This is a genomic window from Defluviitoga tunisiensis, assembly GCF_000953715.1.
Taxonomy (GTDB): Bacteria; Thermotogota; Thermotogae; order Petrotogales; family Petrotogaceae; genus Defluviitoga; species Defluviitoga tunisiensis.
The window spans coordinates 1,135,412-1,148,902 of the sequence record NZ_LN824141.1 but is presented as its reverse complement, the minus strand read 5'-3'; the positions used below and the strand labels follow the sequence as shown (position 1 = coordinate 1,148,902).

Annotated in this window: 10 protein-coding genes and 1 CRISPR repeat array (1 of these 11 running past the window's edge); of the genes, 7 read left to right on the top strand and 3 right to left on the bottom strand. The window is 33.2% G+C overall.

Annotated elements, in window-relative coordinates:
- Positions 1–47 precede the first annotated feature (47 nt).
- The 3 genes from pepT to mscL form a co-directional block, all read right to left on the bottom strand.
- Positions 48–1,268, bottom strand: coding sequence for a peptidase T (pepT, locus tag DTL3_RS05305; protein WP_045087841.1), 1,221 nt, complete (start codon positions 1,266–1,268; stop codon positions 48–50).
- Between the two features lie 65 nt (positions 1,269–1,333).
- A complete protein-coding gene (locus tag DTL3_RS05300; protein ID WP_045087840.1) occupies positions 1,334–2,086 on the bottom strand; it encodes a gamma-glutamyl-gamma-aminobutyrate hydrolase family protein in 753 nt (250 codons plus the stop codon).
- The gene (mscL, locus tag DTL3_RS05295; RefSeq protein WP_045087839.1) at positions 2,083–2,508 is read right to left on the bottom strand and encodes a large conductance mechanosensitive channel protein MscL; all 426 of its coding nucleotides are present in this window, start codon (positions 2,506–2,508) and stop codon (positions 2,083–2,085) included. Before mscL ends, DTL3_RS05300 begins: the two co-directional genes overlap by 4 nt.
- Positions 2,509–2,996: 488 nt before the next feature.
- Between mscL and DTL3_RS05290 the strand changes: the two genes are divergently transcribed.
- The 7 genes from DTL3_RS05290 (at position 2,997) to trpA (ending at position 10,260) form a co-directional block, all read left to right on the top strand.
- Complete coding sequence (locus DTL3_RS05290) at positions 2,997–4,526, top strand: anthranilate synthase component I family protein (RefSeq protein ID WP_045087838.1); 1,530 nt, start codon at positions 2,997–2,999, stop codon at positions 4,524–4,526.
- Between the two features lie 16 nt (positions 4,527–4,542).
- Positions 4,543–5,127, top strand: a complete 585-nt coding sequence (locus DTL3_RS05285; RefSeq protein WP_045087837.1) for an anthranilate synthase component II — start codon at positions 4,543–4,545, stop codon at positions 5,125–5,127.
- A complete protein-coding gene (trpD, locus tag DTL3_RS05280; protein WP_045087836.1) occupies positions 5,120–6,145 on the top strand; it encodes an anthranilate phosphoribosyltransferase in 1,026 nt (341 codons plus the stop codon). The genes DTL3_RS05285 and trpD overlap by 8 nt, the downstream gene beginning before the upstream one ends.
- Positions 6,146–6,306: 161 nt before the next feature.
- Positions 6,307–7,071: an indole-3-glycerol phosphate synthase TrpC gene (gene trpC / locus DTL3_RS05275; protein ID WP_045087835.1), complete on the top strand. Its 765-nt coding sequence runs from the start codon at positions 6,307–6,309 to the stop codon at positions 7,069–7,071.
- On the top strand, positions 7,064–7,684 hold the full coding sequence (locus DTL3_RS05270) for a phosphoribosylanthranilate isomerase (protein WP_045087834.1): 621 nt from the start codon (positions 7,064–7,066) through the stop codon (positions 7,682–7,684). The genes trpC and DTL3_RS05270 overlap by 8 nt, the downstream gene beginning before the upstream one ends.
- Positions 7,685–8,188: 504 nt before the next feature.
- On the top strand, positions 8,189–9,364 hold the full coding sequence (gene trpB, locus DTL3_RS05265) for a tryptophan synthase subunit beta (RefSeq protein WP_045087833.1): 1,176 nt from the start codon (positions 8,189–8,191) through the stop codon (positions 9,362–9,364).
- Positions 9,365–9,483: 119 nt separating this feature from the next.
- A complete protein-coding gene (gene trpA, locus DTL3_RS05260) occupies positions 9,484–10,260 on the top strand; it encodes a tryptophan synthase subunit alpha (protein WP_045087832.1) in 777 nt (258 codons plus the stop codon).
- 357 nt (positions 10,261–10,617) lie between these two features.
- Positions 10,618–13,491: direct repeats of the CRISPR family, unit length 30 nt; unit sequence GTTCTTATCCTACCTATGAGGAATGGAAAC; it runs 586 nt beyond the window's last position.

Below are 13,491 nucleotides of genomic sequence, written 5' to 3'. Positions count from 1 at the left end.
AGAACTCTTTTGAGTTCTCCCTCGTTTTATATTCTAACAACAAAAACTTATTCTTGTTTGGCGTTATTTTCAATAATCTTTACTATTGTTTTTGAAGCTAGTTTCATATCTTCCACTGGAATTAATTCAAATCTGCTGTGGAAATTATACCCGCCTGTAAAAATATTTGGGCAGGGTAATCCCATATATGACAGCCTTGCCCCATCCGTTCCACCTCTTATAGGTTTTATTATAGGTTCGATTCCTAGATCAATCATTGACTTTTTTGCTAGTTCGATAATTTCCATATGCGGTTCTATCTTTTCTCTCATGTTATAATAGCTATCAGTTATTTCAATTTTGATTATCTCTCTATTGTATTTGTAATTTAGAAATTTGACAATCTCCTGAAATAATTGTTTTTTAGCTTCGAATTTGGTTTTTGAATGATCTCTTATGATATATTCTACTTCTGCATAATCAACCGTACCGCTTAGTTTTGTTAAGTGGAAGAATCCTTCATACTTTTCTGTATATTCTGGTTTTTCATTGACTGGAAGCATACTTTCTATTTCAAGTGCTATTCTTAAAGCATTTATCATTACATCTTTTGCTGTACCTGGATGTACATTTTTACCATAAATTTTTAATTTAACGCTTGCAGCATTAAAGTTTTCGTATTCTAATTCTCCAAGAGGCCCTCCATCAACTGTGTATGCAAAATCTGCCCCAAAACCTTCTATATCAAAAAAATCTGTTCCTCTTCCAATTTCTTCATCTGGAGTAAAAGCTATTTGAACATTTCCATGTTCAATTTCTGGATGATTCACTAGATACTCAATAGCGCTCATAATAGCAGCAATTCCTGCCTTATCGTCTGCCCCTAAAAGTGTAGTTCCGTCAGTAGTAATTAATTCTTTTCCCTTTAACTTTTCTAAAAACGGAAATTCATCAACTGTCGTTGTATACTTATCATTTAATCTAATATTTCCACCTTGGTATAAGAAAATTTTTGGATTGGTGCATTTACCGTCTAAATCTGGTGAGGTATCCATATGGCCTATAAATCCTATAGACGGAACTTCTTTTTGTATGTTAGATTTTAGCGTTGCATAAACATAACCATGTTCGTCCTGTTTTGCATTTTCTAATCCCAACTCTTTCAATTCATTGACTAATAATCTACCTAGTTCTAATTGTCCAGGTGTACTTGGGATAGTAGTACTTGATTCATCAGATTTGGTATCTATAGCAATGTATGTCTTAAACCTTTCTACAATATCTTTCATTTTTTCCTCCTTAAAAAGGTTGAAAATACCCGCTTAAGAATTCCTGAAGCTAAAAATTTTTCCACCTATTGCTTACAGCTATTCACAAATGCATTGATTATTTCTTGTTGTACTTTTGCTTGACAAGCCATTTTCTCCGGATGCCATTGTACCCCTAAGACAAATCTGTTTGGACTTGAATCTTTAAGTTCTATAGCCTCACACAGATTATCTTCAACTGAAGTGGCAACAACTCTCAAAGAAGGGGCTACAGTTTCAACTGCTTGGTGATGATATGAATTTACACCTATAATATTTGATTTTGTGATGCGATATAATAAACTGTCTTCTTCAATCTGAATGTAATGAGATACTTCACAAGCAGGATAATTAATCAATGAATGTTGTTCAAATCCGCTTGCAGGAAGATGTTGGTAAAGAGTACCTCCTAAGGCGACATTCATTACCTGTGCACCTCGACAAATTCCTAATAGTGGTTTGTCAGTGTTCTCTACCATGTACTTTGCACAAAATAGATCTTGTTTATCGCGCTTAGGGATAATTAAACTAACCTCTGAAACTGCCCTCTTTTTGTAATATTTAGGGTCTATATCCTCACCGCCACTTAAAATAAGCCCATCAACATTTTCTAAAATCTCTCTTATTATATCTAAATCATCAAGAATAGGTACAATTACAGGTATACCTCCAGCTCTAATTACTGCTGTAACATATTCATCTGCTAGTGAATGGACTTCTTGCAAAGGATTACCACTTTGTTCATTTGTAGACTTTTGATACTTATAACTTGAACTGATCCCAATAACTGTCTTTTTCATGACTTTTTATCCTTTATTTCTTCTAAAATATTCTTAATGTCTGTTAGTAATATTTCTTCTTTAGAAGGAGGTGGGGGTGGGGGTGGGGTCTTTGCTTCTTCGACTTCTGCTTGCTTTTCGTGTTCTAATTTTAGTTTGTTTAAAAATCTAACAAATAGAAAGATCGAAAAAGATATTATCAAAAAATCCACAACTGTTTGTATAAAAGCACCATATCTTATGGTTGCTTCCCCTATCTTAAATTGAAGATCAGAAAAATCAACTCCTCCTATAAGTATTCCAATAAGAGGCATTAATAAATCGTTTACCAACGAAGTTACGATTTTTCCAAAAGCTCCACCTATGATAACACCTACTGCTAGGTCTATAACGTTACCTTTAATTGCAAAATTTTTGAACTCTTCCCAAAACTTTTTAGCCAAAGTTCATTCACTCCTTTCTGCAAAACTATTGTCTATCACATAATATTATGCTATCATAGTTCAATCTGATAATCAACTTAAATATATTTTATTATTATATTCAAAACTATATGTCTCATAAATCAATCTAATTGAATTTTTGAAGACTTCTAATTAAATCTTTCCAAAAAATTTGACAACAGAAAAATAATTTGATATAATATTTCTAACTTGTAATTATTATTTTATTTACGAGGTCTTAATATGGCAAAAACAAGATTGTGCAAAGAAGAACCAGTTATTACAAATAATTTAATATCAAATATAAGAACTTGGTGGTGGCATCTCTGACGGGGTGCCGCTCTTAGCGTGTTTTAATTAATAATAGGGCATCCCGATAAAGGATGCCCTTTTTTAATTGTGGAGGTCTTTTTCCCATTAAAAAAGGGATAAAAGACCTCTTTTTTATTAGATTTTTTAAATTAATGCCCAAGGAGGCTATGAACAACATGAAAACAATTGAAGTGAAAGTATTATCCTGCTCTCTACCTTTTGAAAATATCAACAGTCCCGTTATATACAAAAAGACTGCCTTTAATAACGATTATTCTTTTCTTTTTGAAAACCTGAAATATAACGGCAAAACATTTTCAATGATCGGAATAATTCCTGAAAAGATTATACAGTACATAAAAACATCTGAAGACAACCTGGTTATAACACTAAAGGAAAGAGAAAAGAAAGCAGAAAAGATTCTAGAACAAGATTATTTAACTTTTCTAGAAAAAGAGCTCGGCAAAATAAACTTTCAACATATAGAAGGAATTCCGCCTTTTTTCTGCAGTTTTTTTGGATATTTTGTTTATGAAATGAGCTACTTATGGGAAGAATTATTGTCTAAAAATACAAATTCGTTTTCACAAAACGCTGAACTACCTTTATCCATTTTATGCCTTCCTAAAGTTTCTTTAATCATAGACCATGAAGATAAGATGCTGCATATTTTTAACTGTCTATATTTCGATAATGAAGAAACAGCAGATGAGATAGAAGAGTCAGTTAGTATTGCACAATCTGAAATAGATGAATTAAAAGAACATATTATTGAAATTTTAAAAATTCGGGATTCTAAAGATAATACCAGTAATAATCAGTCAAATCTTAAAAGACAGTATACTCCTTTAAATATTACTTATCACACTAAGAAAGATGATTTTTTAGAACAAGTTAAAAAAGCTATTGAACAAATAAACTCTTCTGGGGCTTTTCAGATAGTGTTATCTCAAAAGTTCTCAACTCATGTTGAATCTCATCCCTTTGAGATATATGAAATTTTAAGAACAATAAACCCTTCTCCTTACATGTTCTACCTTAATTTTCCAGAGGCTAAAATATTAGGTTGTTCTCCAGAAATGCTTGTAAAAGTAGAAGGAGACAAAATCATCTCAAGGCCTCTGGCAGGTACAAGAACCCGCGGGCAAAAAGCAGAAGAGGACACATATTTAGAACAAGAGTTATTAAATGATGAAAAAGAAAAAGCTGAACATGTTATGTTGGTAGATCTCGCAAGAAATGATCTAGGAAAAGTTTGCAAAAGGGGGTCTGTAAAGGTTACAAAACTTTTTGGAATTGAAAAATACTCTCACGTTATGCATATCTACTCGCAAGTTGAAGGAATAAAAAGGGGAGATGTTGGACCTTTAGGAATTTTAAAATCCGTTTTTCCTGCAGGAACTGTTTCTGGTGCACCAAAAATCCAAGCTATGGAAATAATTAACTACTTAGAAAGCAAACCTAGAGAGGTTTATGCTGGATCAATTGGGTATGTTGCTCCTAACGGGGATTTGGATGCTGCAATTGCCATAAGAACAATTGTATATAAAAACAGTGAAGCATTTATTCAAGCAGGCGCGGGTATAGTTTCATATTCAATACCAGAAAATGAGTACGAAGAAACATTAAATAAGGCAAAAGCGATGTTTAAAGCAATAGAAATTGCTGAACATCAAAGAAAAGAAGTTCAGCAATTAACAAAATAATCAGGGGGTGGCATTTATGATCTTATTAATCGATAACTATGATTCTTTTACTTACAACATATATCAAACTATTTCTGAGTTGGATGATGTGGTAATTTGTAAAAACGACAAAGTAAGTATAAATCAAATCGAATCTATGAACCCATCTCATATAATAATCTCTCCAGGATCTGGTTTACCAAACGCTAAAGATATATCAATAGATATTATTAAACATTTTGCAAAAAAAACACCGATACTTGGTATAGGTTCAGGTCATCAATGTATTGCCAAAATCTTTGGAGGAGAGCTCATTAGAACAAGTGAGATTCATCACGGCAGGATCTCTAAGATATTTGTTACAACCGAAGATGTAATATTTGATGGAATTAATAATCCCTTCAATGCAGTTAGATATGATTCCTTAGTAGTCTCACAAGATTCATTTCCAGCAGAATTAAAAATTCTAGCACTGTCTGATCAAAATGAAATAATGGCAATTAGACACCAATTTTACAGTATATATGGGGTTCAATTTCACCCAGAATCTATATTAACATCGATTGGATTTCAGCTGTTAGAGAATTTCATAAATATTGGAAGGAGCGTTAACTATGTTTAATTATTTTCTTACAAAAGTAGTTAAGAAACAAGACTTAAGTATGGAAGAAATGGAAAAAGCAATGAACATGGTTATGGAAGGAAAAACAACGCATAGCCAACTAGCTGGATTTCTAGTAGGACTAAATATGAAAGGTGAAACAGTAGATGAAATAACCGCAAGTGCAAAAGTAATGAGAGAAAAAGCCCTTCCTTTTAATTATCAAAGCGATAATCTATTAGACACATGTGGAACAGGAGGAGACGGGAAAGGAACTTTTAATATATCAACAGCTGTGGCATTTGTTTTAGCTGCAGCAGGGGTATCAGTGGCAAAACACGGCAATAGATCAGTCTCGAGCAAAAGCGGTAGTGCAGATGTTTTAGAATCTTTAGGGGTAAACATATCACTTTCAGTTAATTTGGTTGAAGAATGTCTAAAAGAAATTAACATCGCCTTCTTGTTTGCACCAGATTTTCATAAAGCAACACAGTATGCGGCTGTTCCAAGAAAAGAACTTGGCATTAGAACAATATTCAATCTTTTAGGTCCTTTAACTAATCCAGCAAAGGTTAAATATCAATTAATGGGAATATATGACCCAACCCTTGTGTACCCTATTGCAGAAGTTTTAAGAAATTTAGGGGTTAAAAGAGCTATGGTAGTTCACGGTGCAGGAGGAGTCGATGAATTCTCATTGGCAGGAAAAAATAAAGTAGCCTTTCTAAGCGATGAAAAAATTGAAGAACTAGAAATAGCGCCAGAAGATGTTGGCTTAAAAAGATATGATTTAGAAGAGATTAAAGGGGGAACAGCTCAGGAAAATAAAGAAATTATTCTTAGCATCTTTAATGGTGCAAAAGGGCCTAAAAGAGATGTCGTTTTGTTTAACTCTGCAGCAGCACTTTTAGTTACTCATGTTGTTGAAAACTTTGAAGACGGAGTTAGATACGCTCAAGAAATAATAGATAGCAAAAAAGCACTCCGAAAATTGCAAGATATGATAGAATTTACAAATTTTCTAACTGTGCAAAATTGATATTTATCTTTTTAACAAGATTTTATATGAAATTAATATTGGAATATGAAACCTGTGTGGCTAGAGATTTTCGAATCTTACAAGTACCAAAAGTTGTAATTGTTAATTACTGTTTTTGAATTTATAAAGTAGGCAAAATAGAAACAAACAAGGAGGCAACTATGTTTCTACAAGAAATAATTAAAACAAAAAATGAAGAACTTTCAAAATTAACTCAAAAAAAGAGGTCTCTAAAATCTGCTTTAAAAAAAAGCGAACTGACACTAATCGCTGAAATAAAGAAAGCATCACCAAGTAAAGGCCTTATTTCTAAAAACTTTGACCCGGAAAAACAACTACAGGCATACTCTCAAGGTGGTGCAGACGCTATCTCAATACTAACTGATGAAAAATACTTTAATGGAAGCACAGAAATTTTAAGACAGTTGAGAGGCAAAACATCTCTGCCTATTCTAAGAAAAGAGTTTATAATACACCCCTTGCAAATATACGAAAGTCTATTTCTAGGCGCTGATATAGTACTGTTAATAGCAGCAATCTTAACAAAACAACAGATTATTAGCTTTTTAGATATCTCAAATCAATTAGGATTAGAAGCTCTTGTTGAAGTACATGATCACGATGATCTAGAAAAAATAATTGACACAAAAACTGAAATTTTGGGTATAAACAATAGAAATTTAGACAATTTCACCGTAGATATCACAAATACTGAAAAGATCATAAATGAATTAGAAAAAATGAACATAAGAAATAATTTTTATATTGTTTCTGAAAGCGGGGTAAAGGATAAAAACGATGTTGATTACCTTGAAAGTTTGGGGGTAAACGGCGTATTAATTGGAGAGGCCTTAATGAAATCAAATAAACCCCAAGAAAAGATAAAAGAATTGTTCCCTAAAAAGGAGCATGTAAGAAATGGTTAGGATTAAGGTTTGTGGGATAACAAATATTACTGATGCAGTTAACATTGCTAATTTAAATATACATGCTTTAGGTTTCATCCTTTCTGAAAGTCCTAGAAAAGTTGAATTATCAGAGGTTGCAAAAATCAGCAAACTATTGCCCCCATTTGTCAGTAGAGTTGCAGTTGTTGTAGATATTACTCTTAACGAGTTAGAAGAAATCCAAAACAGCAAATTATTTGATTATATTCAGTTTCATGGTTCAGAAGACATCTCCTTAATTAAAAAATGCAATCTAAAAACAATAAAAGCAATAAAAATTGAGAATGAAAAATCATTATCCGATATAGCGTTATACCAAAATTTCGTTGATTATATCCTTTTTGATACAAAGATCGAAAACAAGATTGGTGGAACAGGAAAAGCATTTGAATGGAACATCTTAAAAAAAGCAAATATAACAAAACCTTATATTTTGGCTGGAGGTATAGGTCCAGAAAATGTTTCTCAAGCGATAGCTACTTTAAAACCAGCTGCAATAGATTTAAATAGCAAGGTTGAAAAGAGTCCTGGCAAAAAAGATATAAATTTAATCAAACAGACTTTAGAAATAATCAAAAATACAGAAAAATAATTTGATAACAAGGGTTTCAGGGCGAAGCCCTTCTCCCAACTAGGTAGTTGGTATCAAATAATACAAAAAATGTTTTGAATTTAAACGGGTCACAGGGCGGAGCCCTTCTCACAACTAGGTAGTTGGTATCAAATAATATAAAAAATGTTTTGAATTTAAACGGGTCACAGGGCGGAGCCCTTCACCCAACTGGATAGTAGTATCAAATAATATAAAAAATGTTTTGAATTTAAACGGGTCACAGGGCGGAGCCCTTCTCCCAACTAGGTAGTTGGTATCAAATAATATAAAAAATGTTTTGAATTTAAACGGGTCATAGGGCGGAGCACTTCCCACAACTAGGTAGTTGGTATCAAATAATATAAAAAATGTTTTGAATTTAAACGGGTCACAAGGCGGAGCCCTTCCCACAACTGGATAGTTGGTATCATACCTAAAACATCTATAAAATCACTTTTATGATTTTTTATAAAATTAAAACAAAAAAACAAGGAGGAAACAAAGATGAAAAAAGGTTACTATGGACAATATGGTGGACAGTATGTCCCAGAAACATTAATCCCAGCTTTAAAGGAACTAGAAGCAGCTTATGAAGAATACTCAAAGGACCCTGATTTCCTAAAAGAATATAACGGGTTACTAGCTGACTACAGTGGAAGACCAACCCCACTATATTATGCCGATAGATTCACCGAATATTTAAATGGTGCAAAAATATACTTAAAAAGAGAAGATTTAAATCATACTGGAGCTCACAAAATCAATAATGCATTAGGACAAGTGTTATTAGCAAAAAGGATGGGGAAAAAACGCATAATTGCTGAGACCGGAGCTGGACAACATGGTGTAGCTACAGCAACAGCTGCAACAAAATTTGGTTTAGAATGTGTGATTTACATGGGTGCTGAAGACATCAAAAGACAATCTTTAAACGTGTATAAAATGGAGATGTTAGGCGCAAAAGTTGTTCCTGTTTACAATGGAAGTCAAACATTAAACGAAGCAGTAAATGAAGCAATTAGAGATTGGGTAACAAATGTTGAGGATACACATTATGTCATAGGGTCTGTTGTTGGACCTCATCCATATCCAAAAATTGTAAGAGACTTTCAAAGAATAATTGGAGATGAAGCTAAAAAACAGATAATAGAAAAAGAAGGACGATTACCTGACTATATAATAGCGTGTGTTGGTGGAGGAAGTAACGCCATTGGAATATTTTATCCCTTTGTTGAAGATCAAGAAGTAAAATTAATAGGTGTTGAAGCTGCTGGCAAAGGGTTAGAAACAGGGTTACATGCAGCGGCTTTAACTGCTGGAAAAATAGGAGTTCTACACGGAAGTAAGTCCTATGTACTTCAAGATGAAAATGGACAAATTAAACTTGCCTATTCAATTTCAGCTGGACTAGACTATCCGGGAGTAGGACCAGAACATAGTTACTTGCGCGACATAAAAAGAGCTACATATACATCGGTTACTGATGAAGAAGCAATAGAAGCTTTTGAACTACTAACAAAGCTTGAAGGTATAATACCAGCTTTTGAAAGCTCCCATGCGCTTGCATATACCATGAAATTAGCTCCTCAATTAGATAAAAATAAAATTATTATTGTAAACCTTTCTGGAAGAGGAGATAAAGATGTCGATGCTTATAGAAATTTAAATAGAAACAAATGAAATAATTTTAAAGAAAATTCATACGCCCCTATAACTCTCATTATTTGGGGCGTATTTGGGATAGAAAGACAAGCAACCCATCCGTCTTTATAGTTCCCAACAACATTAGGAGGAATCATATGAGTAAAATTCAGCAAATTTTTAATAATAACAAGGCTTTGATAACCTATATAACAGCTGGAGATCCAGATCTAGAAACCACAAAGGATATAATATTTGAACTTAATAATGATGGAGTTGACATTATAGAAATTGGAATACCTTTCTCTGATCCCTTGGCAGATGGTCCTGTAATCCAAGAAGCTAGTCAAAGGGCATTAAAAAATGGTGTCAACCTAAGAAAAATTTTTAATACATTAGAAAGTATAAAAGGTAGAATCCATACACCTCTTGTTTTAATGGGATATTATAATTCAATCTTTAATTATGGAGAGGACAAATTTATTGAAGATTGTAAGCGTACTGGAATTTCAGGGGTAATAATACCAGATTTGCCTTTTGATGAAGAAATTGAATTCTATGAAAAGTTAAAAGAAAACGGGATTGATGGAATATTATTAGTTGCGCCAAATACTTCTGAAGAAAGATTAAAAGAAATTTCAAATTATGCAACAGGATTTTTATATTGTGTTTCTCTAATGGGCGTAACTGGAGACAGTAGAGGACCTGTTGAGTACATAAATGAGTATGTTCAAAAAATCAGAAAATATGTCAATATACCCTTGGCTATAGGTTTTGGAATAGATACCCCTGAAAAAGTTAAGCTAATAATTAATTACGTCGATGGAATAATTGTAGGAAGTGCCTTAATAAAAATAATTGATAAAAACAAGGAAAATAAAAATAAAATGTTTGAAGAAATTAAGACATTCATTCAAAATTTAAAAGTGTGGTAGAACTTGAAAGATTATTCAAACAAAGAAATGAGCCTAAACGAACATCTCTGATTTTATTTCAACGTTTCAAATTACTATTTTAAACAATTAAATTGTATTTTGAATACTAAAATATTTGAAACATTTTAATTATCGTTATTCACAGTTATATAGACAACTTTTATACTTTTTCTTACTTCTTCCTATTTCTATGTCTGTCGACCTCCAATAAGCTAAAAAACCCGGGGGGTCGACAGACTTGTTCTTTTCGTCACAAGAATGATTAACTATAATTTTGAGTTCATTTTTACCTGAATTTAATAGAAAAGCTTGACATCACCTTATTTTTATGCTATAGTATTAATAGTAGTCCTATGGGTTCTTATCCTACCTATGAGGAATGGAAACTTGTTTCATTTAATCGTCTATACATGGATACGTGGGTTCTTATCCTACCTATGAGGAATGGAAACTTTTCTATTACAGATTATATCATATTTTATATGTTTTGTTCTTATCCTACCTATGAGGAATGGAAACTGGCTCATCTTTCCCCAATATATGCTTCCTTCCTCAGTTCTTATCCTACCTATGAGGAATGGAAACATAATAATAATATGCGTATCGCATTTGATTTATAAAATACCAGTTCTTATCCTACCTATGAGGAATGGAAACCCCTTTATCTTTATGTGTAAATCTTTCACAGGGTTTAGTTCTTATCCTACCTATGAGGAATGGAAACCTCCCATATCTTTCCGAAATTCTTCGGAAACACCTTGGTTCTTATCCTACCTATGAGGAATGGAAACTTTACGGTAATTTTCTTCACAAAATAGCTTATATCATACCGTTCTTATCCTACCTATGAGGAATGGAAACTTTTTTATAATGGAAGGGGGTTAACCCTTCCAGTTTAAGTTCTTATCCTACCTATGAGGAATGGAAACTCTTTTAAATTTTTTTCGAATGTTTTCTGGTATAAGTTCTTATCCTACCTATGAGGAATGGAAACGAATTTTCGACAATCCCCATAATTTCAGGTGGTACTCCGTTCTTATCCTACCTATGAGGAATGGAAACTCGACTCTATTATCAATCACTTTCTTAAAATCTTCTATGTTCTTATCCTACCTATGAGGAATGGAAACCCACGTTGTAACTCTAAGTGACGGGTTATATTTTCGTTCTTATCCTACCTATGAGGAATGGAAACGTAAGCAATCCTGATGAGTTTTTATCTGCAACAATCGTTCTTATCCTACCTATGAGGAATGGAAACACAATTCTTCATATATGCTTTCTGGCTCATCTAAATCCAAGTTCTTATCCTACCTATGAGGAATGGAAACCTCCTAATCTAATATATAATTTCTGACTATAATTGGTTCTTATCCTACCTATGAGGAATGGAAACAAAAGATATCAAAATTCGAGTTTGCGTATGCTTTGGTTCTTATCCTACCTATGAGGAATGGAAACTTTAGCGGTTGGAGTGAAAAAATGTTAAACTATATTTGTTCTTATCCTACCTATGAGGAATGGAAACTTATGGTCAATGGCAATAGATTTGCGAGGGAGACCAAGTTCTTATCCTACCTATGAGGAATGGAAACAAGTTAAAGGTGCAAAAACAGAGTTGGATTATGAGGGTTCTTATCCTACCTATGAGGAATGGAAACTACAAATATATCTAATCAATTTGGATATGACTTTGGTTCTTATCCTACCTATGAGGAATGGAAACTCCCATCTGTCAAAAATCCTCCCATAGCAATATAAGTTCTTATCCTACCTATGAGGAATGGAAACACTCTTGTATTGCCAGCTCTAACTATATAATTCTTATCTAAGTTCTTATCCTACCTATGAGGAATGGAAACAAGGAAGATATGCAAAAGTTTGTGACTGAAATGACAGGTTCTTATCCTACCTATGAGGAATGGAAACAGAAAGCATAACAGACAAATACACAAAGCTAAAATATGTTCTTATCCTACCTATGAGGAATGGAAACTTTCCAATAAATAATTCTTCGGTATCAGTTGAAAATGGTTCTTATCCTACCTATGAGGAATGGAAACATTATAAGAATATCAGGATGTTCTATATCCATAATAGTTCTTATCCTACCTATGAGGAATGGAAACAACATATTCGTACAAAAAAGAGGGGAGCTATTTCCCGTTCTTATCCTACCTATGAGGAATGGAAACTACGCTTCTTTTATCAATTCTTTTGTCAGTTTTCTTTGTTCTTATCCTACCTATGAGGAATGGAAACTCTGTTTACCTCCTCCTAAATCATCTACTATCTTTTGTTCTTATCCTACCTATGAGGAATGGAAACCTCTATCAAACTTTGATTGTATTCCAAAAGATTATGTTCTTATCCTACCTATGAGGAATGGAAACGTTTCACTACCCTTGCCTGTATGATTACCTTGTTTGCGTTCTTATCCTACCTATGAGGAATGGAAACTAATATAATATATTATATTTGTCAAGTGTTTTATGTGTTCTTATCCTACCTATGAGGAATGGAAACTATTTTCCTATAGTTTCTAATGTAGACAGTTCTAGGTTTCGTTCTTATCCTACCTATGAGGAATGGAAACTTTCTCAATAGTTCTACAAGCCATGCTATATTGTCCCGTTCTTATCCTACCTATGAGGAATGGAAACAAACTTGAGATCCACAACTTCAACCCGATGATTATAAAGTTCTTATCCTACCTATGAGGAATGGAAACATGTATTCTACTACAACTTTGAAACCATCTTTGTCTGGTTCTTATCCTACCTATGAGGAATGGAAACTAAACAATTAGAAAAACTTCGCCTAAACAAATGAATTGTTCTTATCCTACCTATGAGGAATGGAAACCATCAAACCTAATGCACATGATTTTGAAATAGCATCTGTTCTTATCCTACCTATGAGGAATGGCAACAATTTAAATTCAGTTTCTACTAATTCTTGCATTTTGTCGCGTTCTTATCCTACCTATGAGGAATGGAAACCATCAAACCTACTGCACCTGATTTTGAAATAGCATCCGTTCTTATCCTACCTATGAGGAATGGAAACAATTTAAATTCAGTTTCTACTAATTCTTGCCTTTTGTCGCGTTCTTATCCTACCTATGAGGAATGGAAACTTTAGGTAATTTTTTCCAACTTTCTTGAAGTTGCTCGTTCCAGTTCTTATCCTACCTATGAGGAATGGAAACTACGTTATTACTCCTTTTAC

Excerpts from the sequence above, each read along its gene's own strand:
- pepT (WP_045087841.1), bottom strand. The coding sequence starts at position 1,268 with ATGAAAGATATTGTAGAAAGGTTTAAGACATACATTGCTATAGATACC.
- DTL3_RS05300 (WP_045087840.1), bottom strand. The coding sequence starts at position 2,086 with ATGAAAAAGACAGTTATTGGGATCAGTTCAAGTTATAAGTATCAAAAG.
- DTL3_RS05290 (WP_045087838.1), top strand. The coding sequence starts at position 2,997 with ATGAAAACAATTGAAGTGAAAGTATTATCCTGCTCTCTACCTTTTGAA.
- DTL3_RS05285 (WP_045087837.1), top strand. The coding sequence starts at position 4,543 with ATGATCTTATTAATCGATAACTATGATTCTTTTACTTACAACATATAT.
- trpD (WP_045087836.1), top strand. The coding sequence starts at position 5,120 with ATGTTTAATTATTTTCTTACAAAAGTAGTTAAGAAACAAGACTTAAGT.
- trpC (WP_045087835.1), top strand. The coding sequence starts at position 6,307 with ATGTTTCTACAAGAAATAATTAAAACAAAAAATGAAGAACTTTCAAAA.
- DTL3_RS05270 (WP_045087834.1), top strand. The coding sequence starts at position 7,064 with ATGGTTAGGATTAAGGTTTGTGGGATAACAAATATTACTGATGCAGTT.
- trpB (WP_045087833.1), top strand. The coding sequence starts at position 8,189 with ATGAAAAAAGGTTACTATGGACAATATGGTGGACAGTATGTCCCAGAA.
- trpA (WP_045087832.1), top strand. The coding sequence starts at position 9,484 with ATGAGTAAAATTCAGCAAATTTTTAATAATAACAAGGCTTTGATAACC.